The organism is Stenotrophomonas sp. 109824_Sma (assembly GCF_056480025.1).
This window is the reverse complement of record NZ_CM151078.1, coordinates 3,219,109-3,241,318: the sequence shown is the minus strand read 5'-3', so window position 1 is coordinate 3,241,318 and position 22,210 is coordinate 3,219,109. Positions and strand designations below refer to the sequence as shown.

21 protein-coding genes are annotated in these 22,210 nt (G+C 67.7%); 10 read left to right on the top strand and 11 right to left on the bottom strand.

Annotated elements, in window-relative coordinates:
- Positions 1–58 precede the first annotated feature (58 nt).
- From phaR to gluQRS, 3 genes are all read right to left on the bottom strand, one after another.
- Positions 59–598, bottom strand: a complete 540-nt coding sequence (phaR, locus tag ACZK1G_RS15385; RefSeq protein ID WP_032956189.1) for a polyhydroxyalkanoate synthesis repressor PhaR — start codon at positions 596–598, stop codon at positions 59–61.
- Positions 599–780: 182 nt separating this feature from the next.
- A complete protein-coding gene (gene phbB / locus ACZK1G_RS15380) occupies positions 781–1,521 on the bottom strand; it encodes a beta-ketoacyl-ACP reductase (protein WP_101765818.1) in 741 nt (246 codons plus the stop codon).
- Between the two features lie 17 nt (positions 1,522–1,538).
- Positions 1,539–2,459 carry a tRNA glutamyl-Q(34) synthetase GluQRS gene (gene gluQRS, locus ACZK1G_RS15375; RefSeq protein ID WP_101765817.1) on the bottom strand — a complete coding sequence of 307 codons (921 nt, stop codon included), beginning with the start codon at positions 2,457–2,459 and terminating at the stop codon, positions 1,539–1,541.
- Positions 2,460–2,552: 93 nt separating this feature from the next.
- Between gluQRS and htpX the strand changes: the two genes are divergently transcribed.
- Positions 2,553–3,419, top strand: a complete 867-nt coding sequence (gene htpX, locus ACZK1G_RS15370) for a protease HtpX (protein ID WP_049442768.1) — start codon at positions 2,553–2,555, stop codon at positions 3,417–3,419.
- A 674-nt stretch (positions 3,420–4,093) separates the two neighbouring features.
- Here htpX and ACZK1G_RS15365 read toward each other — a convergent pair.
- Positions 4,094–4,921 (bottom strand): inositol monophosphatase family protein, encoded by an 828-nt coding sequence (locus ACZK1G_RS15365; RefSeq protein WP_005417749.1) that lies wholly within the window; start codon positions 4,919–4,921, stop codon positions 4,094–4,096.
- 120 nt (positions 4,922–5,041) lie between these two features.
- On the opposite strand from ACZK1G_RS15365, the gene ACZK1G_RS15360 reads away from it, so the two are divergent.
- The 3 genes from ACZK1G_RS15360 (at position 5,042) to ACZK1G_RS15350 (ending at position 8,914) form a co-directional block, all read left to right on the top strand.
- Complete coding sequence (locus ACZK1G_RS15360; protein ID WP_010486603.1) at positions 5,042–5,812, top strand: RNA methyltransferase; 771 nt, start codon at positions 5,042–5,044, stop codon at positions 5,810–5,812.
- A 103-nt stretch (positions 5,813–5,915) separates the two neighbouring features.
- Positions 5,916–6,791, top strand: a complete 876-nt coding sequence (locus tag ACZK1G_RS15355) for a phosphate/phosphite/phosphonate ABC transporter substrate-binding protein (RefSeq protein ID WP_424143769.1) — start codon at positions 5,916–5,918, stop codon at positions 6,789–6,791.
- A complete protein-coding gene (locus ACZK1G_RS15350) occupies positions 6,788–8,914 on the top strand; it encodes a putative bifunctional diguanylate cyclase/phosphodiesterase (RefSeq protein ID WP_014037876.1) in 2,127 nt (708 codons plus the stop codon). Before ACZK1G_RS15355 ends, ACZK1G_RS15350 begins: the two co-directional genes overlap by 4 nt.
- Positions 8,915–8,983: 69 nt before the next feature.
- Here ACZK1G_RS15350 and epmB read toward each other — a convergent pair whose 3' ends face one another.
- On the bottom strand, positions 8,984–10,000 hold the full coding sequence (epmB, locus tag ACZK1G_RS15345; protein WP_197622067.1) for an EF-P beta-lysylation protein EpmB: 1,017 nt from the start codon (positions 9,998–10,000) through the stop codon (positions 8,984–8,986).
- A gap of 120 nt (positions 10,001–10,120) precedes the next feature.
- On the opposite strand from epmB, the gene efp reads away from it, so the two are divergent.
- From efp to ACZK1G_RS15320, 5 genes are all read left to right on the top strand, one after another.
- Positions 10,121–10,687 carry an elongation factor P gene (gene efp / locus ACZK1G_RS15340; RefSeq protein WP_014037874.1) on the top strand — a complete coding sequence of 189 codons (567 nt, stop codon included), beginning with the start codon at positions 10,121–10,123 and terminating at the stop codon, positions 10,685–10,687.
- Positions 10,688–10,888: 201 nt separating this feature from the next.
- Entirely contained in the window at positions 10,889–12,232 is a 1,344-nt protein-coding gene (locus tag ACZK1G_RS15335) for a TRZ/ATZ family hydrolase (RefSeq protein ID WP_014037873.1), read from the top strand.
- Positions 12,233–12,257: 25 nt separating this feature from the next.
- Entirely contained in the window at positions 12,258–12,974 is a 717-nt protein-coding gene (gene ubiG / locus ACZK1G_RS15330; RefSeq protein ID WP_014037872.1) for a bifunctional 2-polyprenyl-6-hydroxyphenol methylase/3-demethylubiquinol 3-O-methyltransferase UbiG, read from the top strand.
- Positions 12,971–13,666: a phosphoglycolate phosphatase gene (locus ACZK1G_RS15325; RefSeq protein WP_014037871.1), complete on the top strand. Its 696-nt coding sequence runs from the start codon at positions 12,971–12,973 to the stop codon at positions 13,664–13,666. Before ubiG ends, ACZK1G_RS15325 begins: the two co-directional genes overlap by 4 nt.
- A gap of 11 nt (positions 13,667–13,677) precedes the next feature.
- Positions 13,678–14,382, top strand: a complete 705-nt coding sequence (locus ACZK1G_RS15320; RefSeq protein WP_093999890.1) for an isoprenoid biosynthesis enzyme family protein — start codon at positions 13,678–13,680, stop codon at positions 14,380–14,382.
- 105 nt (positions 14,383–14,487) lie between these two features.
- Here the strand turns inward: ACZK1G_RS15320 and ACZK1G_RS15315 are convergent, their stop codons facing one another.
- The 3 genes from ACZK1G_RS15315 to yidD are packed head-to-tail and all read right to left on the bottom strand — an operon-like array spanning position 14,488 to position 16,935.
- Positions 14,488–15,333, bottom strand: coding sequence for a M23 family metallopeptidase (locus tag ACZK1G_RS15315; RefSeq protein ID WP_182474387.1), 846 nt, complete (start codon positions 15,331–15,333; stop codon positions 14,488–14,490).
- Positions 15,333–16,679, bottom strand: coding sequence for a dihydroorotase (locus ACZK1G_RS15310; protein WP_049442773.1), 1,347 nt, complete (start codon positions 16,677–16,679; stop codon positions 15,333–15,335). The genes ACZK1G_RS15315 and ACZK1G_RS15310 overlap by 1 nt, the downstream gene beginning before the upstream one ends.
- 1 nt (position 16,680) lies before the next feature.
- Positions 16,681–16,935, bottom strand: a complete 255-nt coding sequence (yidD, locus tag ACZK1G_RS15305) for a membrane protein insertion efficiency factor YidD (RefSeq protein ID WP_005414016.1) — start codon at positions 16,933–16,935, stop codon at positions 16,681–16,683.
- Between the two features lie 271 nt (positions 16,936–17,206).
- Between yidD and dksA the strand changes: the two genes are divergently transcribed.
- The gene (gene dksA / locus ACZK1G_RS15300) at positions 17,207–18,436 is read left to right on the top strand and encodes an RNA polymerase-binding protein DksA (protein WP_101765815.1); all 1,230 of its coding nucleotides are present in this window, start codon (positions 17,207–17,209) and stop codon (positions 18,434–18,436) included.
- Positions 18,437–18,965: 529 nt separating this feature from the next.
- Here the strand turns inward: dksA and ACZK1G_RS15295 are convergent.
- The 3 genes from ACZK1G_RS15295 to cysS are packed head-to-tail and all read right to left on the bottom strand — an operon-like array spanning position 18,966 to position 22,093.
- Positions 18,966–20,213, bottom strand: coding sequence for an MFS transporter (locus ACZK1G_RS15295; protein ID WP_101765814.1), 1,248 nt, complete (start codon positions 20,211–20,213; stop codon positions 18,966–18,968).
- Positions 20,210–20,662, bottom strand: a complete 453-nt coding sequence (locus ACZK1G_RS15290; protein WP_010486631.1) for a SufE family protein — start codon at positions 20,660–20,662, stop codon at positions 20,210–20,212. The genes ACZK1G_RS15295 and ACZK1G_RS15290 overlap by 4 nt, the downstream gene beginning before the upstream one ends.
- Before the next feature lie 54 nt (positions 20,663–20,716).
- Entirely contained in the window at positions 20,717–22,093 is a 1,377-nt protein-coding gene (gene cysS, locus ACZK1G_RS15285; protein ID WP_049442776.1) for a cysteine--tRNA ligase, read from the bottom strand.
- Positions 22,094–22,210 lie beyond the last annotated feature (117 nt).

The following is a 22,210-nucleotide window of genomic DNA, read 5'->3' as shown; positions in this document are numbered from 1 at the left end:
TGCCAAGCAAAACGGCGCGCCAGGGGCGCGCCGTTTTCGTATCAGCCGTAGCTGCCGCTCAGCGGCGGGTCTTGCCGCCGGTGCCGGTGCCGGTGCCCGGTTCGCCGGGCTTGTTGCCGGTGCCGGTGCCCGTTCCGGTGCCGCCCGGGCGCGGGCCACCGAAACCGCTGCCCATGCTGCGCTGGAATTCCTGCCACAGCTCCAGGTTGCGCTCGGTCAGCTGGTTCATCATCGCCCACGGGGTCTGGCCCAGCAGGTTGCCCATCTGCTGGCGGAACTGCTGCTGCTGGTCGAGGAAGACCTGCATGCTGCGCTCCAGGTAGTTGCCCATGAAGCCCTGCAGGGAATCGCCGTAGAAGCGGATCAGCTGGCTCAGCAGCTGGGTGGACAGCATCGGTTCGCCGTCCTGTTCCTGGTCGGCGATGATCTGCAGCAGGACCGATCGAGTGAGGTCGTCGCCGCTCTTGGCGTCGCGGACTTCGAAGTCTTCACCGTCCAGGATCAGCTGGCGCACGTCCTCGATGGTGATGTAGCTGGAGATCTCGGTGTCGTAGAGACGGCGGTTCGGATACTTCTTGATGATGCGGGTCGCAGCCATGAAGCGGTACTCGTCACAGTAGACGCGCAGCATGGCGCAGTGCAGCAGCGGTTGCAACCGCCCCAGCCCCCGCCAGGCTTGGCTTTCAGGGGCGATCATGTTGCGCAACAAGGGTTTGCGTGCTGCGCAGCATGACCATCGGCAGGGGCCGCCGGTGCATGCCGCGGCGTCCCCTGCGCGGCTCACCAGCCCATGTGGTGACCGCCGTTGATGTCCAGGTTGCTGCCGGTGATCCACGAGGCTTCCTCGGCCACCAGGAAGGACACGCCATAGGCGATTTCCTCCGGTTTGCCGAGGCGTCCGGTGGGGATGTCGGCGATGATCTTGGCGCGCACGTCCTCCGGAACCGCCATCACCATGTCGGTGGCGACGTAGCCGGGCGAAATGGTGTTCACGGTGATGCCGAAGCCTGCGTTCTCGCGCGCCAGCGAGATGGTGAAACCGTGCATGCCGGCCTTGGCCGCGGCGTAGTTGGCCTGGCCGTACTGGCCCTTCAGGCCGTTGATGGAGCTGATCTGGATGACCCGGCCCCAACCGCGGCGGCGCATGCCTTCGATGACCGGCCGGGTGACGTTGAACACCGAGTTGAGGTTGGTGTTGATCACATCGTGCCACTGGTCCGAGCGCATGCGGTGGAAGGTGGTGTCCCGGGTGATGCCGGCGTTGTTGACCAGGATCTCGACCGGGCCCAGCTCGGCCTCGACGGCGCGCACCAGCGCTTCGGCGCTGTCCGGATCGGAGACATCGCCCGGGAAGATCGACACGCTGTAGCCGCGTTCGGTCATCGCCTGCTGCCAGGCGCGGGCCTTGGCCTCGTCGCGGTAATTGGTGGCGACCCGGTGGCCCTGGTCGGCCAGGCGTTGGCAGATGGCGGTACCGATGCCGCCGGTTCCGCCGGTGACCAGTGCGACGCGAGATGTCATGGAATGCTGTCCGGGTATCAGGTGGGGGAAGGGGGATTCTGCAACATCGGCGCGGAAAGTGCGCCGGCTGGCAGCAGGATGTCGGCGCGCGGCAGCTGCGCGGGGTCGAAGGCCTGTCGAGCCGCGGCCAGCAGTGTGTCCAGATCGCGTGCCTGCGCCAGCGCCTCAGGGGCTTGGCCGAGCAGCTGCCAGAGCTGGCGAAGCACCGGCAGCGGGCGTGCGCTGTCCACCGGCAGCGCCGCCAGTGACTTGGACAGCTTGTGGCCCGGCGCATCCAGCAGCAGCGGCAGGTGCCAGTAGCGTGGCACCGCCAGGCCCAATGCCTGCTGCAGCAGGATCTGCCGCGCGGTGGAATCGAGCAGGTCGGCGCCGCGCACCACTTCGGTCACGCCCTGTTCGGCGTCATCGACCACCACGGCCAACTGGTAGGCCCAGCAGCCATCCGCACGGCGCAGCACGAAGTCGCCGACTTCGGCATGCACGTCCTGCTGCTGCGGGCCACGCAGGCCGTCGTCGAAGCGGACCACGCTGCCGGGCGGTACGCGGAAGCGGACGGCAGGGTCCGGTCGCGGCTGCCGCGCAACGCAGCGGTGGTGGATGCCGCCGCTTGCGGCCAGTTCGCTGCGGCTGCAGTGGCAGACGAAGGCCAGGTCGCTGGCCAGCAGTACGTCCAGGGCAGCCTGGTAGGCCTCGCCGCGTGAACTCTGCCAGAGGATCGGGCCGTCGTGGACCAGGCCGAACGCGGCCAGTGCCTGAAGTTGCGCATCCGCTGCACCGGGCACGGTGCGCGGAGGATCGACATCTTCAATACGCAGCCGCCACAGACCGCCGTGATGGCGGGCGAGCAGCCAGCTGCCGAAGGCGGCGAGCAGGGATCCGGGGTGGAGCAGGCCGGTCGGTGAGGGCGCGAAGCGGCCGCAGGGAATGGGGGAGGTCATGCTGGCTGAATCGTCGGTCAGGTTGGCGCTTGAATTCAAGCTGACCACACCGCAAATTGACCGGTATCGACCCCTTCCAAGCCGGATTTTCCCATGTTTACCCGCATTGCCCTGTTCCTGGCGACCAACTTCGCGGTCCTGATCCTCGCCAGCATCGTGATGTCGTTGCTGGGGGTCAATCCGAGCCAGATGAGCGGCCTGCTGGTCATGGCTGCGATCTTCGGCTTCGGTGGCTCCTTCATCTCGCTGCTGCTGTCCAAGTGGATGGCCAAGCGCTCCACCGGTGCGGTGGTGATCACCGAGCCGCGCAACCAGACCGAGCGCTGGCTGCTGGCCACGGTCGAGCGCCAGGCCAAGGCGGCCGGCATCGGCATGCCCGAAGTGGCGGTCTATGACGGCCCGGAAATCAATGCCTTCGCCACCGGCGCCAACCGCAACAACGCGCTGGTGGCAGTGTCCACCGGCCTGCTGCACAACATGAGCGAAGACGAGGCCGAAGCGGTGCTGGGCCACGAGATCGCCCACGTCGCCAACGGTGACATGATCACCATGGCACTGCTGCAGGGCGTGTTGAACACCTTCGTGATCGTGCTGGCCCGTGTGGTCGGCGGCATCATCGACAGCGCGCTGTCGGGCAACCGCGAAGGCGGCGGCCGCGGCTTCGCCTACTACATCATCGTGTTCGTGCTGGAGATGGTGTTCGGCCTGTTCGCCACCATGATCTCGATGTGGTTCTCGCGCCACCGCGAATTCCGTGCCGATGCGGGTGGTGCCTCGCTGGCGGGCCGCCAGAAGATGATCGCCGCGCTGGAGCGCCTGCAGCTCAACCACGGCCAGAGCACGCTGCCGACCCAGATTGCCGCGTTTGGTATTGCCGGTTCGACCGCGAAGAAGCTGTTCATGAGCCACCCGCCGCTGGAAGAGCGCATCGCCGCGCTGCGGGCGTCGACGGTGGCGTAAGCCTCCGTACTTCCACGGTAGTGCAGGAACGCCTGGCCTCGCGCCGGGCGTTTTTGTTTGCGCGCCCGCACATGGGTGGCGCCGGGTACGACCCGGCGAGAGTCATTTCCGCGACCGCGGAGGGGTGTCACTTTCTTTGCGCGCAAAGAAAGTAACCAAAGAAACGCTCCGCCAGCCGCGAGCCGACGTGCTGCGCACGCCGGTGCCCTGCGCTCCTCGGACCGTCGAGGGACGGTGCGGGAACTCGCTGCGCTCAGACACCCGCACCTCTTCGCCCTCGCCGGACCTGCGGTGCTCGGCTCGCTTGAAGGCGGACTGGAAATCAAGATCATGGGCAACAGCATCCACGCATGGCGTGGATCTGCTGGGTGCAGCTGTGGCATTTGACCTTGGGTCCGCCTTGAGCGAGCCGAGCATCGCAGGGGAATCAGGGGCGAAGAGGCGCCGGTGTTTGAGCGCAGCGAGTTCGGCGCCGTCCCCTGATTCGCCGAGAAGCGCAGGGTACCGATGCACAGCATCGGCTCGCGCCCCGGCGGCGTGTTTCTTTGGTTACTTTCTTTGCACGAGCAAAGAAAGTGACACCCCTCCGCGGTCGCGGAAACGAATCTCCGTGCGCACAAACGAAAACGGCACCCTCGCAGGTGCCGTCTCCATGAACCGCTTTACACGAGATCTCAGAACTTCGCGTCGAACTCGGCAGCGTAGCCGGTGTTCACCAGCACCTTCTGCAGCGACTCGGCCACCTTCAGGTTGCCGGCCACGATCTGGTGGGTCTCCGGGCCACGGTTGTCCATGCGGCCCAGGGTCGCGCCCTTGAAGTCGCAGACCTTGCCACCGGCCTCGCGGACCAGCAGCAGGCCGGCGGCGATGTCCCACGCCTTCACGCCGGCTTCGAAGTAGGCGTCGGCGCGGCCGCAGGCCACGTAGGCCAGGTCCAGTGCTGCCGAACCGGTGCGGCGGATGTCCTCGCCGTGCACCAGCAGGGCGTCGACCGCCTTCAGCTGAGCGCTGGCACGGCTGCGCTCGCGCGGGGCGAAGCCGGTGTGGATCATCGTGCCTTCCAGATCCTTGCGGTCGGCCACGCGGATGCGGCGGTCGTTCAGCACGGCGCCGGCGCCACGGCTGGCGGTGAACAGTTCATTGCGCAGCGGGTCGAAGATGACCGCATCGGTCGGCTCGCCATTCTCGACCAGGGCGATCGACACGCAGTAGTGCGGCACGCCGCGCAGGTAATTGCTGGTGCCGTCCAGCGGGTCGATGACCCACATCTGGCGGCGCTCGCCCTGCACGCCACCTTCTTCGCCGAAGATGCCGTAGTCCGGGTAAGCGCGCTTGAGTTCCTTGACGATGACCTTTTCCGCGTCCGCATCCACTTCGCTGGCGTAGTCCATCCGGCCCTTCTGCACCACGTTCAGTGCCTCGAGCTTGTTGATGTTGCGCAACAGGACGTTGCCGGCGAGGCGGGCGGCCTTGACCATGACGGTTACGGCGGGTTTCTGCATGGCGTGGGCTCCCGGAAAGGCAGAAGAGATGGACTGGCGGGGGAAAAGAGCGGGTCCGGCGCAGTGGCCGGCCGCACAGTTTACCATTGGTCATCGTCCAGCTCGACCTTTTCCCTGTTCATGTCCCAGTTTCCCGCCGCCACCCGCCTCCGATTCGTCCTGGTCGGTACCCAGCACCCCGGCAACATGGGCGCTGCCGCCCGTGCCCTGAAGACCATGGGCCTGGCCCGCCTGGTGCTGGTCGCCCCCGAAAAACCGCTGGACGAGGAGGCTTTCCGCCGCTCGGCCGGTGCCGAAGACGTGCTGGGAGACGCCCCGGTGGTGGCCACCCTGGCCGAGGCCGTGGCCGATTGCCGTCTGGTGCTGGGCTGCACCGCCCGCGCCCGCCGCGTCCAGCTGGAGGAGTACCTGCCGGCCGATGCCGCCGCCCGTGCGGTGGCCAAGGCCGGCGAAGGGGCCGAGGTGGCGCTGGTGTTCGGCCGTGAGCGTACCGGCCTGACCAACGAGGAACTGCAGCTCTGCCACGCGGCGGTGCATATCCCGTCCGACCCGGAGTTCAGCTCGCTCAACCTGGCTGCCGCGGTGCAGGTGCTGGCCTATGAAACGCGCATGCAGCTGCTGGGCGCGCAGCCGGCCGCCGACGCCGAACCGGGTTTCCGCGAACAGGCGGCCAGCCACGAGCAGATGGAGAGCTTCTTCGCCCAGCTCGGCGACACGTTGGACGAGATCGATTTCCACAAGGGCCGCGCGCCGGAATCGGCGATGCGCAAGCTGCGCCGCCTGTTCCTGCGCAGCGAGCCGAGCGAGCAGGAAGTGCGCCTGCTGCGCGGTATCCTGGCCGACACCCAGCGCATGGCGCGACTGGCACAGGCGGGTAACAAGGACAGCTGACGACGTTCTCATTTTTTCGGGTAGTCTGTCTGGATACCCAGGGGGGATGAAGCCTGTGTCGGGTCTGCGAAGGGCAGTGCAGAGGGGACTGCTGAGCCTGGTCATGATCCTGCTGGCCGGGACGGTGCATGCAGCACCGGACCCGGTGCTGGTGCTGGGCCGGATCAGCGATGATCCCAAGGCCCATTACGAGCAGCTGCAGCCGTTGCTGGACTATGTGGTGGCACGCATGCATGACGTCGGCATCAAGGAGGGGCGGATCCTGATGGCGCGCGACCCGCAGCAGATGGCCAGCTATCTGCGGCGGGGGCGGGTCGACTGGGTCACGGAAACGTCGGGCACGGCGGTGGCGCTGGGCCAGCGCAGTGGCGCGCGGCCGCTGCTGCTGACCGAGCGCAACGGCGTGCGCGAGTACCAGACCGTGTTCTTCGTGCGCCGCGACAGTCCAATCCAGCGGATCCAGGACCTGCGCGGGCATCGCCTGGCCCTGCAGAACACGGCGTCCACCAGTGCCTACCTGGTGCCGGTGATGACGCTGCTGCAGGAAGGGTTGTCGCCGCAGATCCTGGCGGGTACGTGGGACATGCCGGGCCGGGACAGCGTGGGGTATGTGTTCGCGCGCAGCGAGTTGAACATCGCTACGTTCGTGCACAAGGGCGTGGTCGAGGTGGGGGCGGTGAGCAGCGTGGACTGGAACGACGAGCGACGGGTGCCGGCGGCATTCCGGCGCGACTTCCGCGAGCTGCTGCGCACCGAGCCCTACCCGCGGGCGGTGGAGATGGTGCGCGCCGACCTCGACCCGCGGGTGCGTGACCGGCTGCAGGAAGTCCTGTTGCAGGCGGCCAGTGACCCGCAGGCGCAGGGGGCGTTGCATCGGTTTTTCGGCACTTCCGGTTTCCACCGCGTCGATGCGCATGCGCAGCAGCGGCTGGATGAATTGAAACAAGGATTGACGCGCGTGCGGATGGAAGTGGAATGAAGTGGCTCGGCTCGGGAATGCAGGCCCGGTTCCTGCTCGCGATGGGCGGGGCGATGGTCGTGGTGGTGGCGATCCTGGCGGTATTGCTGGGGCGTCAGGCGGCAATGCAGGGCGAAGTGCGCAACCTCAGTGGTGGCGTCATCCATGAACTGTTCGACCGCAGCGTGCGCAGCCGCGGCGAAGCGATGGCGCGCGAGCTGTCCGACGCGCTGGCCAACCCGTTGTACTACCGCGACCTGGACCAGGTCGGTGCGCTGGTGCGCAGCACCGCACGGCAGCCGGTCGTGCGCTATGTACTGGTGTTCGACGAACGTGGCCGGCTGGTGCATGACGGCTCGATCGAGGTGTCCGGTTTCGGCCAGCCGATGGCCGATCCGTTGGCGCCCAAGGCCGCGGTGGCGCAGGCGCTGGTGGTGCAGGAGTCGCCCAAGGTGCTCGACAACACCATGCCGATCATGGTCGGCAACCAGCGCATCGGCGGCGTCCGCGTCGGCATGGCGCTGGACGAGGTGCAGCAGCGCGAACAGGCCGCCAATGCCACGCTCGGCGAGCGCCTGCAGCAGGTCGGCAGCCGCCACCTGGGCTGGCTGCTGCTGATGCTGGGCCTGCTGGTGGTGATCGGCGTGGTGGTGATCCTGTACGTGCAGCGCACCCTGGTTGCGCCGATCCGTGACCTGGCCGCCGCGGCGCGCCGCATCGAGGCCGGTGACTACCAGGCGCCACTGGCCGAGAACACCCGTGACGACGAGGTCGGCGAGCTGGTGCGCGGCTTCGCCCGCATGCGCGATTCCATCGCCCGCCATGACCGCGAGGTACGGCGCATGGCCTATACCGATGCGCTGACCGGGTTGACCAACCGGCTGGCGTTCCGGGAAGCGCTGGACCATCGGCTGATGGCGGCGCGCGCATCCAATCATCGGCTGGGCCTGCTGTTCGCCGATATCGACGATTTCAAGCGCGTCAACGACACCCTCGGTCATGAGGCCGGTGACGAGGCGCTGTTGCAGTTCGCGCAGCGCATCGGGCGCGCGGTTACCGAGGCGGGCGGCGATGAGGCGCTGCTGGCCCGCTTCGGCGGCGACGAGTTCGTGATCCTGGTCGGTGATGGCGACGTGGCCGCGAATGCGCGGCTGCTGGCCGAGGTGCTGGTGCGCGAACTGGGCAAGCCGCTGGTGGTGCAGGGCAGGGAACTGTTCCTCGGGACCTCGATCGGCGTGACCCTGTTCCCGGACGATGCCGCCGATGCGACCACGCTGCTGAAGAACGGCGACATCGCCATGTACCAGGCGAAGATGGCCGGCAAGAACTGCTATCGCTACTACAGCCGGGCGATGGACCATGCGGTCGAGCGCCGCGTGCACATGGAGCAGGAGCTGCGCGGGGCGTGGGAGCGCGGCGAGCTGCGCCTGGCCTACCAGCCGATCTTCCGCATGCGCGACCGCCGCATGGTCGGCGTCGAAGTGCTGCTGCGCTGGCAGCACCCGACCCTGGGCACGATTCCGCCGTCGGTGTTCATCGAAGTGGCCGAGCAGAGTGGGCTGATCGAGATCATCGGCCCGAAGGTGCTGCGTGCGGCCTGCATGGAAGCCTCGCAGTGGCCACGGGGTGCGGGCGGCGACGATCTGTTCGTGTCGGTGAACGTATCGCCGCGGCAGCTGCGCGGCGGCGAGCTGCCGGCGCTGGTTGCGCAGTGCCTGCACGAGTCCGGGCTGCCGGCTTCGCGCCTGCATCTGGAACTGACCGAAACCGCGGTGATCGGCGACGAGATGGTCGCCGCGCAGCTGCTGGACAAGCTGCACCGCACCGGCGTGAAGGTCTGGCTGGACGATTTCGGCACCGGCTTCTCCGGACTCAGCCATCTGCGCCAGGTACCGGTGGACGGGGTGAAGATCGACAAGAGCTTCGTGGCCGACATGCAGCGCGATCCCGACGACCTGGCACTGACCACGGCGATCATCGCCATGGCCCACGCGCTGGGCATCACGGTGGTGGCCGAAGGCATCGAGCAGCAGGCACAGTTCGAGCTGCTGGCCCAGCGTGGTTGCGACCTCGGCCAGGGCTACTGGCTGAGCCACCCGGTGACCGCCACCGAAGTGGTGCGGATGATCGAATCGGGCGTCTGACAGAAAAGGGGACGGAGGGAATTAAGTCGCAAATGCATTTGCGACTTAATTCCCTCCGTCCCCTTTTTGTTACACCGGGCGCTTGCTCGGGTCGCCGGGCAGTTCGCGCACCAGCTTGGGGATCAGGTAGCCGGACAGGCGTGCGGTCAGGCCAGCAATCAGTGCCTTGGCCTGGCTATCTTCCACTTCGAAGTGGGCCACGCCCTCGACCCGGTCCAGCTGGTGCAGGTAGTAGGGCAGCACGCCGGCGGCGAAGCTGCGCTCGCTCAGGTCCTGCAGGGCCTGCACGCTGTCGTTGACCCCGCGCAGCAGGACGGCCTGGTTCAGTAGCTGGGCGCCGATGCCGCGCAGGCGAGCCATCGCTGCGTCCACGCTGGCGTCGAATTCGTTGGCGTGATTTGCGTGGACCACGATCGCCAGCGGCCAGGGCAGGCTGTCCAGCCAGGAGACCAGTTCATCGTCCACGCGCTCCGGCAGCACGATTGGCAGGCGGGTATGGATGCGCAGTCGGCGGACATGCGGGATCGCGCGCAGGGCATCGGTCAGCTCGACCAGCTTGTGGGTGGCCAGCGACAGCGGGTCGCCGCCGGACAGGATCACCTCGTCGATGTCCGGATCGGCCGCGATGGCGGCTACGGCCTCCTGCCAGCCGCCCTTGGCGGCGTTTTCCGCGCCATAGTCGAAGTGGCGGCGGAAACAGTAGCGGCAGTTGATCGCGCAGCTGCCGGTGGCGACCAGCAGGGCGCGACCGCGGTATTTCTGGATGACCCCGGTGGCCTTCCTGGCGGCGCCATCGCCCACCGCATCGAAGCTGAACCCGGGGGCCGGGCGCATTTCCTCGTCGATCGGCAGCACCTGGCGCAGCAGCGGGTCGGCCGCATCACCCACGCGCATGCGCGCCACGAAGCCCTCTGGCACGCGCAGCGCGAACTGGGCCATGGCCGCCTCCGAGACGCCCAGCGCGGCCGGGTCCAGCTGCAGCCGGGCCAGCAGGGCGTGCGGGTCGCGCAGCGCCTGGCGCCAGAGCTGCTGCCAGCGCGCGGGCGCGCCTGGCGACTGGGGCCGGGGGAAGGCGGAAAGCTGCATGGAGAGGGGGCCTGCGGTTATCATGGGGGCAGAAAAACAGTCGCCCACCGGCATCCGGTGGGCTTTCCATTCTAACGGCTCGCCGCACCCGCGGCGTTTTTGCCACTCAGGAGTTTACGCATGGCCAGCTACGGCATGAACGACGTCAAGAACGGGATGAAGATCCTGGTCAACAACCAACCGGCCGTCATCATCGACACCGAATACGTCAAGCCGGGCAAGGGCCAGGCCTTCACCCGCGTGAAGTACCGCCTGATCAAGGACGGCCGTACCCAGGAAGTCACCATGAAGTCGACCGACTCGCTGGATGCAGCCGACGTCGTCGATACCGACATGAACTTCATGTACAGCGACGGCGAGTACTGGCACTTCATGGACCCGGAATCCTTCGAGCAGGTCCAGGCCACCAAGGCCGGCATGGGCGGTGCCGAAAAGTGGCTGAAGGGCGAAGAGTCCTGCGTGGTCACCCTGTGGAACGGTGAGCCGATCTTCGTGCAGCCGCCGAACTTCGTCGAACTGAAGATCACCGAAACCGATCCGGGCGTCCGTGGCGACACCTCGGGTGGCGGTGGCAAGCCGGCCACCCTGGAAACCGGTGCCGTGGTCCGCGTGCCGCTGTTCGTCAACCAGGAAGAAGTGATCCGCGTCGACACCCGTTCGGGCGAATACTCCGCACGCGTCAAGTAATCCGGCGCAGCCGGATTACGGTAGTGCCGGCCGCTGGCCGGGTACGCGCCATCGCATTCGCGCTGGCGCTCCCATGATCTGCTTCGGCAGATCATGGGCCCCGCTTCACGGGTCCCCAGACCCCGCCGCTTCGCGGCAGCCCCTGACTCAGGGGCGTGTCCCCCAGAAGTATCTCGCCGCCCCCCCAGCCAGTGAGCCCGCATGAGCGATAGCCCGCACCTCCCCGAAGCCTGCGACCTGCTCATCGAAGCCGGTTACGTCGTTCCGATCGAGCCGCACGCGGTGGTGCTGGAAGACCATGCCGTTGCCGTGCGTGGCAGCGAGATCGTGGCCATCCTGCCGCGTGCCGAGGCGCGCGCACGGTTCCGCGCCACCCAGGTGGTGAGCCGCCCCGAGGCTGCGCTGATGCCGGGCCTGGTCAACGCGCACACGCACAACCCGATGACCCTGCTGCGCGGCGTTGCCGACGACCTGCCGCTGATGACCTGGCTGCAGCAGCACATCTGGCCGGTGGAAGCGGCGGTGATCGGCCCCGAATTCGTTGCCGACGGCACCACCCTGGCCATCGCCGAGATGCTGCGCGGCGGCACCACCTGCGCCAACGAGAACTACTTCTTCGGCGACGTGCAGGCCGCGGTCTACAAGAAGCATGGTTTCCGCGCGCTGGTCGGCGCGGTCATCATCGATTTCCCCACCGCCTGGGCCAAGACCGACGACGAGTACTTCGCCAAGGCCGGTGAACTGCACGACCAGTGGCGCACTGATCCGCTGATCGGCACCGCGTTCGCGCCGCATGCGCCGTACACGGTCAACGATGCCAACTTCGAGCGGGTGCGGATGCTGTCCGACCAGCTCGACATGCAGGTCCACCTGCACACCCACGAGACCGCGCAGGAGATCAACGATTCGATCAAGCTGCACGGCCAGCGCCCGCTGGCGCGGCTGGATCGGCTCGGCCTGGTCAATGACCGCCTGATCGCGGTGCACATGACCCAGCTGACCGATGCGGAAATCCACCTGTGCGCCGAACGTGGCGTCAGCGTGGTGCATTGCCCGGAATCGAACCTGAAGCTGGCCTCCGGTTTCTGCCCGGCCTGCGCCCTGCAGCGTGCCGGCGTGAACCTGGCGATCGGTACCGATGGCTGCGCCAGCAACAACGACCTGGACATGTTCAGCGAGAACCGCACCGCGGCGATCCTGGCCAAGGCCGTGGCCGACGATGCCACTGCACTGGACGCGGCGACCACGTTGCGTGCGTCCACGCTGGGTGGCGCGCGCGCGCTGGGCTTCGGCGACCGCATCGGCTCGATCGAAGTCGGCAAGCAGGCCGACCTGGTCTGCGTCGACCTGTCCGCGCTGGAAACCCAGCCGCTGCACAACGTGCTGTCGCAGCTGGTGTACGCCACCGGCCGCCAGCAGGTCAGCGACGTCTGGATCGCCGGCAAGCCGAAGCTGGTGCAGCGCGAGCTGGTCGGCATGGACCTGCCGGGCATCATCGCCAACGCGCGCCAGTGGCGCGAGCGCATCCGTCATATCCGCGCCTGAACCCCGGCGCCGCAAGGACTCCCTCATGACTGCCCCCCACGCTTCCTCCAATTTCGATCAGGCCGAGCTGGACAAGTTCGCCGCGCTGGCCAACCGCTGGTGGGACGCTGACGGCCCGCAGAAGCCGCTGCATGCGCTGAACCCGGTGCGCCTGCAGTACGTGGCCGACCGCGTGCCGCTGCGCGGTGCGCGCGTGCTCGACATCGGTTGTGGTGGTGGCCTGTTGAGTGAAGCACTGGCGCAGGCCGGGGCTGACGTCACCGCCATCGACCTGGCCCCGGAACTGGTCAAGGTCGCGCGCCTGCATGCGCTGGAAAGCGGTGCCAAGGTCGACTACCGGGTGCAGGCCGCCGAGGACCTGGCCGCCGAGCAGCCGGGCAGCTTCGACGTGGTCACCTGCATGGAAATGCTCGAACACGTGCCGGACCCGGGCGCGATCATCGAGGCCTGCAAGCGCCTGCTGAAGCCGGGCGGCCACCTGTTCCTGTCGACCATCAACCGCACCGCTGCCGCCTTCGCGGTGGCGATTGTCGGCGCCGAGTACGTGGCGCGGCTGCTGCCCAAGGGCACCCATCACTACCAGGAATTCATCAAGCCGGCCGAGCTGGCGCGCTGGCTGCGCGAGGCCGACATGCAGCTGGTGGATGTCAGCGGCATGGCCTACGAGCCGTGGCGCAACCATGCCCGCCTGAGCAGCCGTACCGACATCAACTACCTGGCCTACGCGGTCAAGCCGGCATGACCGCGGCCCGCTTTCCGCGCGCGGTGCTGTTCGACCTGGATGGCACGCTGCTGGACAGCGCACCGGACTTCGTCGCCACCTGCGACGCGATGCTGGCCGAGCGCGGTCGCGCGCCGATCGATCCGGCAATGTTGCGGCCGGTGGTCTCCAAGGGTTCGCGTGCAATGGTGAGCGCCGCCTTCCCGGAACTGGATGTTGCCGCACGCGATGCGCTGATTCCGGAGTTCCTGCAGCGCTACGAAGCGTTGATCGGCCAGCACGCGGTACTGTTCGATGGCGTGGCCGGCATGCTTGCCGCGCTGGATGATGCCGGCACCGTGTGGGGCATCGTCACCAACAAGCCTGAGTACCTGGCGCGCTTGATCCTGCCGCAGCACGGCTGGCAGCAGCGCTGCGCGGTACTGGTTGGCGGTGACAGCCTGGCCGAGCGCAAGCCGCACCCGCTGCCGCTGCTGCACGCCGCGCAGGCGATTGCCGTTGCCGCCGAAGACTGCGTGTACGTGGGCGACGACGAGCGCGACATCATTGCTGCGCGCGCCGCGGCGATGCCGTCGGTGGCGGCGCTGTGGGGCTACCGCCTGCACAGCGACGACCCGCTGGCCTGGCAGGCTGACGTGCTGGTCGAGAACGCCGAACTTCTGCAACTGGCCAGTCTGTGGCCGACCCGGCCGGCAGCCCCGGCCCAGCCGTAAGGAATCACGTAGTGAGCAGTACCGCGCTGGACAGTTTCCTCGACAAGTGGCGCAGCCGTTGGCCGGAATGGTCGGTGGCCGCCCCGTTCGTGGCCGAATCGCAACGCGAGCTTGCGGTGGCGTGGTTCGCGCTGCTGCAGGAATTCGACGACATGCTCAACACCAGCGGCGACCCGTTGCCGGCCGACGCCAAACTGGCATGGTGGGGCGAGGAGCTACGCAGCTGGGCCGCGCATCGTTCGCGCCATCCGCTGGGCCGCCTGCTGGAGCCGGTGCGTGCGCCGTGGGCGCAGCTGGCCGAAGCACTTCCGGATCTGGTTGAAGCGCGCACGGTCGCGCTGGATGCGGCCGGTGCCGAGCGCGCGCTGGCGAATTACGCCGAGGCCGTGGCCGCGGTGGAGGCGGCCTTGTTCGCCGACAAGCCGCGTACCGGTGCCGGTCGTGCGGTGCAGCTGCAGACCCTGGCCCAGCGCCTGCAGGATGCGGGCGTGGCCGGTGTGCCGCGCAGCCTGCTGGACGAAGACGCCAGCAATGCCGCACAGCGCTGGGCGCAGCATCTGTTGAAGGGGTGGGGCACCCGCGTGCCCGGCCCGCGCCCGCGCCGCGTGTGGTCCAGTCTGGCGCGTGCGCGCGTTGCAGCGCAGGCCGCAGGCAAGCCGATCGAAGCCACGCCGGTGCGCACCCTGCTGCGCGTATGGTGGGCCGCGCGCGGTTGATCGATCGGCCCTGCTGACTGCTTCTGGTGGGTGCGGACCTTGGTCCGCACGCTCTGAGGGATTGTGCCGACCAAGGTCGGCACCCACCAAAGCGCATTGCGCGCGTTATTTGCGTTCCAGCACCAGCAGCGGGTCGATACGGGTATCGAACCAGTTCATGCCCCAGTGCAGGTGCGGGCCGGTGGCACGGCCGGTGGCGCCGACCGCGGCGATCACCTGGCCCTGTTCCACTCGGTCGCCGACCTTTACGTCGATGCGCGACAGGTGCAGGAAGTTGGAGCTGACCCCGAAACCGTGGTCGAGCAGCAGCGTGCCGCCGGTCAGGTACAGGTCCGGGCCGGCGAAGGTGACGATGCCGGCAGCCGGTGCTTTCACCGGCGTGCCGGTCGGCACCGCGATATCCATGCCGGAATGACCGGCGCCGGGCTGCCCGTTGTACACGCGCGCATTGCCGAAGCGGCCGCTGATGCGGCCCTGCACCGGCCAGATGAAGGTCTGGGTGAAGTCGGTGCGGTCGTCATCGCGGGCGCGTGCGGCGGTCACCTGCGCCTGTTCGCGCTTGATCCGCTCGGCAATCGCCGACGGCGGATTGACCGTCTTCGGCGGCACGCCGTTGACCCGCTCGGTCGGCCAGTCGCGCGGCGTCACCGCAATGGTCGCGGTCTCGCTGCCACCATCGGGGCGCTGCACCTGCACGCGCAGCGGGCCCTTCTCGTCACGGCCGATGCCGAACACCACGCTGCCGTAGCCGCTCACCCGCAGCTGGCGGCCGGCGTACTGCACGCGGCTGCCGGCGGGTACCTTGCCGATCACCAGCGCGCCCTGCGACGCGCTGGCCGGGAACACCACGCGGCTGTCGATCAGGCTGCCGATGCCATCCTGCGCCTGCGCCGGGGATGAGGAAAACAGGGGCGCGGCCAGCAGCGCCCCGATCAGAAGTGCGGAGCGCATCAGCGGTCGTAGGTCATGCGCTGGCCGGCGGGTTCGCCCACCAGCTTGCTGCCGTCCCACACCTGCTGGCCGTTGACCCAGGTGGAGGCGATGCGCGAACGGAAGGTGGTGCCTTCGAACGGCGACCAGCCGCACTTGGACAGCACATCCTCGCGCTTGACCGTGAACGGCACGTCCTCGACCAGGACCAGATCGGCGAAGTAACCCTCGCGCAGGAAGCCGCGCTCTTCCACGTCGAACAGCTGCGCCGGGGCGTGGGCGAACTTCTGCACCACCTGCTCGCGGGTCAGCTTGCCTTCGTGCACGCGCTCCAGCGCGGCCACCAGCGCGTACTGCACCAGCGGCAGGCCCGACGGCGCCTGCGCGTAGGGCTTCTGTTTCTCTTCCCAGGTGTGCGGTGCGTGGTCGGTGGCCAGCACGTCCAGCACGTCATCGGCCAGCGCGGCGGTGATCGCCTCGCGGTCGGACACTTCCTTGATCGCTGGGTTGCACTTGATCAGGTTGCCCTTGGTCGCATAGTCCGGGCGCGCGAAGTGCAGGAAGTGCACGCAGGTTTCGGCGGTGATCTGCTTGCGGCTGCCGTCGGCGCGGATCAGCGGGCCCTTCTCGAACAGCGCCAGTTCGTCGGCTGTGGAAATGTGCAGCACGTGCAGGCGGGTGCCGTGCTTGCGCGCCAGCGACATCGCCAGGCGGGTCGACTTGATGCAGGCCTCGCGCGAGCGGATGTCCGGGTGCATGTCCGGGGTCAGCGCGTCGCCGTACTTCTCCTGGAAGGCCTTCAGGTTGGCATCGATCATCGGCGTGTCTTCGCAGTGCGTGATGATCGGGGTCGGGCATTCGCGGAAGATCGCGTCCAGCGTTTCCGGGTTGTCGACCAGCATGTTGCCGGTCGAAGCACCCATGAACACCTTCACGCCGGGCGCCTTCTTCGGGTCCAGCGCACGGATCGCGTCCAGGTTGTCATTGCTGGCGCCGTGGTAGAAGCCGTAGTTGGCCCAGGCGCGGCCGCGCGCGAGCTCGTACTTGGCTTCCAGGATGGTCGAATCCAGCGTCGGCGGGTTGGTGTTGGGCATGTCCATGAAGCTGGTCAGGCCACCGGCCACGGCCGCGGCCGATTCGCTGGCGATGTCGCCCTTGTGGGTCAGGCCCGGCTCGCGGAAGTGCACCTGGTCGTCGATCATGCCGGGCAGCAGCCAGCGCCCGGCTGCGTCCACCACCTGCTCGCCGTCGCGCGGCGCCAGCCCGCTGCCGATCTGCGCGATGCGGCCGTTCTCGATGCGCAGGTCGCCGTCGAAGGTGCGGCCTTCGTTGACCATGCGGGCGTTGGTGATGAGAGTGGAGGACATGTCAGTGTTTTCCTGTGCAACGGCAAGAGGGGGCGTTGGGGGACTCGGGCACGGGGTCGAAGCCGCCGGGATGGAACGGGTGGCAGCGGCCCAGCCTGCGCGCAGCCAGCCAGCTGCCGCGCAGCGGGCCGTGCCGCGAGATGGCCTCCATCGCGTATTCAGAACAGCTCGGCACGAAACGGCAGCGTGGCCCCAGCAGGGGGCTGATGAAGCGCTTGTAGAAGCGCAGCAGGGCGATGAGCAGGCGCGAGATCACCCAGTCATCTTATGCCAGTTGGCATGAAGGCCGCATTTGTGCAGGATGGGCCGTTGGTCGCATGTCGCCGATGGCCTGCGACCGGTACCAGCACCTTCGGGTGCTGGCCAGGTTCCGTACCGCGCAAGGCGGTCCGTGTTCGTCGGACTGCCCCTTGGGCGCCTTGACTCCAGGACTGAATGGAGCAGGGTGCCGAGGTTGCTGCTGCGGGTCGGGTAGGCTATAAAGGCCCGCTTTCCCGGGCCCCGGGGAATCCAAGGAAGAGCGTTTCGTGGCTGCTAAAAAAACTGCAAAGAAGGCCGCAACGGCCGCCAAGAAAACCGCCAAGCCTGTTGTGAAGAAGTTGGCGGCAAAGCCCGTTGCCAAGAAGCCGGCCAGCAAGCCGGCGACCAAGGCAGCGTCCTCGCAACCGGCGGCCAGGAAGGCCACCGCAAAGAAAACGCCGGTCAAGGCGACCAAGCCGGTAGCGAAGAAGGCCGCTGCGCCCGCCAAGGCCAAGCCAGCCGCCGCCAGCAAGAAGGCGCCGGTGGTGAAGAAGGCTGCCAGCAAGGCTGCGCCGGTGAAAAAGGCCGCCGCCAAGCCGGTAGCGAAGAAGGCAGCAGCCAAGCCAGCGCCGAAGGCGGTGGTGAAGAAGGCTGCAGCCAAGCCGGTCGCAAAACCGGCGGCAAAGAAGGTCGCTGCGGCCAAGCCGGTCGCCACGCCTGCCGCTGTAAAGAAGGTTGCCAAGAATGTTGCCGCGCCGGCCGTAAAGCCGACCCCGGCCCCAGTAGTGAAGTCCGCACCGAAGCCTGCTGCCAAGCCGGCTCCGGCCAAGCCTGTCCCGGCCAAGACCGTGGCAGTGGCAGCAGCCCAACCGGCCTCCAAGCCGGCCCCGGCCGCCGCTCCTGCCGCCTCGAAGGCCCCGCAATCCAAGAATCCCGTGCCCGTTTCGAAATCGCCTGCCAAAACCGCCGTGAAATCCGATTCCGCCCCGAAGACCGTGTCGCGCCCTGTCGGCAAGGTTGCCGTGGCCGTCGCCGCCCGTTCGGCGGCACCGGCCCCGCGCAGCAAGTACAAGGTGGTCGAGTACAAGACCGACGAGGCCACTGGCCGCCCGATCCTGCCGGCTGGCTACAAGCCGTCCTCGGAAGAGGAATACATGAGCCCGCTGCAGCAGGAATACTTCCGCCAGCGCCTGCAGAACTGGCGCGCGGACCTGGTGGAAGAGTCCAAGCAGACCATCGAGAACCTGCGCGAGGAAGTGCGTGACATCGGCGACGAAGCCGAGCGCGCGACCCGCGAGACCGAGAATTCGCTGGAACTGCGTACCCGCGACCGCTACCGCAAGCTGATCGGCAAGATCGACAGCACCCTGAAGCGCCTGGAAGCCGGCGACTACGGTTACTGCGTCGACACCGGCGAAGAAATCGGCCTGGAGCGCCTGGAAGCGCGCCTGACCGCTGAGCGCACCATCGACGCCCAGGAGCGTTGGGAGCACCTGCAGAAGCAGCAGGGCGACTGATTCCCGATCGTTGTGATGTCATGCGAAAAACCCGGCCTCGGCCGGGTTTTTTGTTGGGAGGTGGTTGGCTGGGTAGAACGGCGCCTTCCGGGTATCGGACCCACCCGCAGGCTCTCGACGGTTTCCTGCGTGCGCGGTTGCTGTAAAGCCGAGCCCATGCTCGGCTCAGGCCGAAGCCGGAGGGCAAGGAAGAGCAAAAGCAAAAGCAAAAGCAGCCAAGCATGGCTTGGCTCTACCAAGGGCGGTCATGCGTGCGCTCGCGGCTGTTGGGTCCGCCTTGTAGCGAGCCGAGCACCGCAGGGGAATCAGGGGCGAAGAGGCGCCGCTGTTTGAGCGCAGCGAGTTCGGCGCCGCCCCCTGATTCACCGAGGAGCACAGGGCACCGGCGCGCAGCGCCGGCTCGCGGATGGCGGCGCGTTTCTTTGGTTACTTTCTTTGCGCGCGCAAAGAAAGTGACAAACCCATTCATCGAGGGAAAGTGACGTGGCCAGTCAAACGCCCGGCGCCGCCGAACGCGCTCTCCGCGGGGTCACTGCAGATCACGCAGATTCAGTTTCCGCAACGTCGGGTTCTTCCACGCGGTGATCCCGGCCACGCTCAGCACCGCGAACCCACCCAGCACTACTGCCGGCACCAGGCCGAGCAGCTTCGCCATCGTGCCGGCATAGAACGCGCCCAGTTCGTTGGACGAACTGATGAAGATGCCGTTGATCGACGACACCCGGCCGCGCATTTCCTCAGGCGTGGCCAGCTGCAGGATGGTCGAGCGGATCACCACCGAGACGCCATCGAAGGCCCCGTAGAACAGCAGGATCAGCGCCGACAGCCAGAAGTGCTGCGACAGCCCGAAGCTGATCACGCACAGGCCGAACCCGGCCACCGCGAACAGCAGCACGCGGCCGGCATTGCGGTGCAGCGGGTGGCGGGCCAGCCACAGGCCCACGCAGACCGAGCCCAGCGCCGGCATTGCGCGCAGGATGCCCAGGCCTTCCGGCCCGTGGTGCAGGATCTCGTGCAGGAACGCCGGCAGCATCGCCACCACGCCGCCCAGCAGCACCGAGAACATGTCCAGCGCCATCGCCCCGACCATGATCCGGTTGCCGACCACGAAGCGCGCGCCTTCAGCGATGCTCTTGAAGATCGGGGCGGCCGGGCCGGTATGCACCGGTTCTTCCACCTTCAGCGTGGCCAGGCAGGCCATCGCCACCAGTGCGAAGACGGTGGCCACCGCGTAGGACAGGCCCTTGCCGCCGAAACCCACCAGCACACCGCCCAGTGCCGGGCCGGCGATCATGCCGGCCTGGAATACCACCGCGCCCAGGCCGGCGCCCCGCGCGAACTGGTCACGGGCCAGTACGCGGGCGAACAGGGCGTTGTAGATCGGCGACAGGAAGGCGCGGACCATGCCGGTCAGCGCGATGGCTGCATAGATCGGCCACACGCCGTCGATCGGCAGCCAGCCCATGGCCACGCTGGTCAATACCAGTGCGGTGGCGACCAGTCCGCAACAGGCGACCATGCCGAGCCGGCGGCGCGGCAGATGGTCCACCAGGTAACCGGCAAACGGCGCCACGCAGAAGAACGGCACGACCTCGGCCAGGCCGATCAGGCCCAGCGAGAACGGATTGCGGGTGACTTCGTAGATGTGCCAGCCGACGGTGACCGCGACCACCTGGTAGGACAGCATCGCGAAGATGCGGTACGCCAGCAGCCTGGCGAATCCGGGCCGGGACAGCAGGCCCAGCGCGCTGTCTTCGGCTGTGGCAGGTTCGCTCACGACGGGTCGCGCTGCAGCTGCGCCTGCGCGGTCTCGCGGATGAAGGCCAGCATGGCCGCCACGCCGTTGCTGCGGGTCGGCGAGAGGTGGCGGGCCAGGCCGATGTCCTGGATGTAGCTCGGTTCGGTGGCCAGGATCTCCTGCGCCGAGCGCCCGGAGTACACGCGCAGGGCCAGGAAGATCAGTCCGGAGACGATGGCCGAATCACTGATGGCGTGGAAGCGCAGCGACTGCGCGTTGCCTTCGGGCACGATCCAGACCATCGACTGGCAGCCGAGCAGGCGATGCTCTTCGGTCTTCCACTCTTCCGGGAAGGCCGGCAGCTTGCGGCCAAGGTCGATCAGGTACTGGTAGCGCTCGGACCAGTCGCCGAAGAAGCCGAATTCCTCGGCGATGGCGGTCTGGGCCTCGGCGGCGGTGGGTTCAAGCGGGAACGGGGAGTCGGTCACAACAGTCTCTACGGTGGGGGCGTGGCCGGCGTGCCGGCCACGGGGCAGGGCGGGTCAGCCGCGCTTGCGCGACCAGCGCACGCCCTGCGGGGTGTCTTCCAGCACGATGCCTTCGGCGGCCAGCTGGTCGCGGATGGCGTCGGAACGGGCGAAGTCGCGCGCCTTCTTGGCAGCGGCACGCTCATCGATCAGGCCCTGGATGCGGGCATCGTCGCCGTCTTCGCTGGCCGCGGTGCCGAACCACTGCGCCGGATCGGCCTGCAGCAGGCCCAGTGCCAGGCCGGCGCCGAGCAGTTCACCCTTCAGGCGCGCCTGCTCGGCCGGGTCGGTGGCACGACGCGCATCGGCGGCGATGCGGGCCACTTCAGCCAGCGCCTGCGGGGTGTTGAGATCGTCGTCCAGGGTCGCTTCGACCGTGGCCGGAATCACTGCAGTGGCCTCGACCGATGCCAGCTCGCGCAGAGTGCCGTACAGGCGGTCCAAGGTGCGCACCGACTGTTCGATCAGGCCATCGGACCAGTCCAGCGGCTGCCGGTAGTGGGCCGACAGCAGGGCCAGGCGCAGCGCTTCCGGCGGGTGTTGGCGGACCAGATCGTGCACGCGCTCGATGTTGCCCAGCGACTTGCTCATCTTGGCGCCGCCGAAATTGAGCATGCCGTTGTGCAGCCAGAAACGGGCGAAGATCTTGCCGCCATGGGCGCATTCGCTCTGCGCCAGCTCGTTCTCGTGGTGCGGGAACTGCAGGTCGACGCCGCCGGCGTGGATGTCGATGGTCTCGCCCAGGTGGGCGGCAGCCATCGCCGAGCACTCGATGTGCCAGCCAGGCCGGCCCCGGCCCCACGGCGATTCCCAGCCGGGCAGGTCGTCACTCGACGGCTTCCACAGCACGAAATCACCCGGGTCACGCTTGTACGGGGCGACGTCGACGCGGGCACCGGCCAGCATTTCGTCCGGATCGCGGCGCGAGAGCTTGCCGTAGCCGTCGAAGCTGGCCACCGCGAACAGCACGTGGCCCTCGGCGGCGTAAGCATGATTGCTGGCGATCAGCTGCTCGATCATGGTGATGATCTGCGGAATGTGCGCGGTCACTTCCGGCTCGATGTCCGGTGGCACCACGCCCAGCGCGGCCATGTCTTCACGGTAGGCGGCGGCGAACTTGTTGGTGATGGTGCTGATCGGCACGCCCTGCTCACGCGCGGCGGTGTTGATCTTGTCGTCCACGTCGGTGATGTTGCGGGCGTAGCGCAGCGCGCCGAAACGGCGTCGCAGCAGGTCGGCCAGCACCCCGAACACCACCGGGCCACGGGCGTTGCCGATGTGCACGTAGTTGTAGACCGTCGGGCCGCACACATACAGGGTCGGACAGGCCGGATCGAGCGGGGTGAACGGTTCGAGCTGGCGAGTCAGGTTGTTGTGCAGGCGCAGGGTCATGGGGCTGTGGCTGGGGGACAAGCCTGTGATTTTAGAACGTGTCGGCCACCTTTGGGGGCACCCGTTGCCACCGGTGGACGCCGGGGTCACCCAGGGTGGGGTGGGCAGGAGCGGCGT

What these genes read in the sequence shown, in the direction of transcription:
- ACZK1G_RS15355 (WP_424143769.1), top strand. Translation starts at nt 5,916, where the DNA reads ATGATCCTGCTGGCCGGGACGGTGCATGCAGCACCGGACCCGGTGCTG.
- ACZK1G_RS15350 (WP_014037876.1), top strand. Translation starts at nt 6,788, where the DNA reads ATGAAGTGGCTCGGCTCGGGAATGCAGGCCCGGTTCCTGCTCGCGATG.
- ACZK1G_RS15365 (WP_005417749.1), bottom strand. Translation starts at nt 4,921, where the DNA reads ATGCAGAAACCCGCCGTAACCGTCATGGTCAAGGCCGCCCGCCTCGCC.
- ACZK1G_RS15310 (WP_049442773.1), bottom strand. Translation starts at nt 16,679, where the DNA reads ATGTCCTCCACTCTCATCACCAACGCCCGCATGGTCAACGAAGGCCGC.
- phaR (WP_032956189.1), bottom strand. Translation starts at nt 598, where the DNA reads ATGGCTGCGACCCGCATCATCAAGAAGTATCCGAACCGCCGTCTCTAC.
- epmB (WP_197622067.1), bottom strand. Translation starts at nt 10,000, where the DNA reads ATGCAGCTTTCCGCCTTCCCCCGGCCCCAGTCGCCAGGCGCGCCCGCG.
- ACZK1G_RS15335 (WP_014037873.1), top strand. Translation starts at nt 10,889, where the DNA reads ATGAGCGATAGCCCGCACCTCCCCGAAGCCTGCGACCTGCTCATCGAA.
- ubiG (WP_014037872.1), top strand. Translation starts at nt 12,258, where the DNA reads ATGACTGCCCCCCACGCTTCCTCCAATTTCGATCAGGCCGAGCTGGAC.
- phbB (WP_101765818.1), bottom strand. Translation starts at nt 1,521, where the DNA reads ATGACATCTCGCGTCGCACTGGTCACCGGCGGAACCGGCGGCATCGGT.
- ACZK1G_RS15360 (WP_010486603.1), top strand. Translation starts at nt 5,042, where the DNA reads ATGTCCCAGTTTCCCGCCGCCACCCGCCTCCGATTCGTCCTGGTCGGT.
- htpX (WP_049442768.1), top strand. Translation starts at nt 2,553, where the DNA reads ATGTTTACCCGCATTGCCCTGTTCCTGGCGACCAACTTCGCGGTCCTG.
- efp (WP_014037874.1), top strand. Translation starts at nt 10,121, where the DNA reads ATGGCCAGCTACGGCATGAACGACGTCAAGAACGGGATGAAGATCCTG.
- gluQRS (WP_101765817.1), bottom strand. Translation starts at nt 2,459, where the DNA reads ATGACCTCCCCCATTCCCTGCGGCCGCTTCGCGCCCTCACCGACCGGC.
- ACZK1G_RS15315 (WP_182474387.1), bottom strand. Translation starts at nt 15,333, where the DNA reads ATGCGCTCCGCACTTCTGATCGGGGCGCTGCTGGCCGCGCCCCTGTTT.
- ACZK1G_RS15325 (WP_014037871.1), top strand. Translation starts at nt 12,971, where the DNA reads ATGACCGCGGCCCGCTTTCCGCGCGCGGTGCTGTTCGACCTGGATGGC.
- cysS (WP_049442776.1), bottom strand. Translation starts at nt 22,093, where the DNA reads ATGACCCTGCGCCTGCACAACAACCTGACTCGCCAGCTCGAACCGTTC.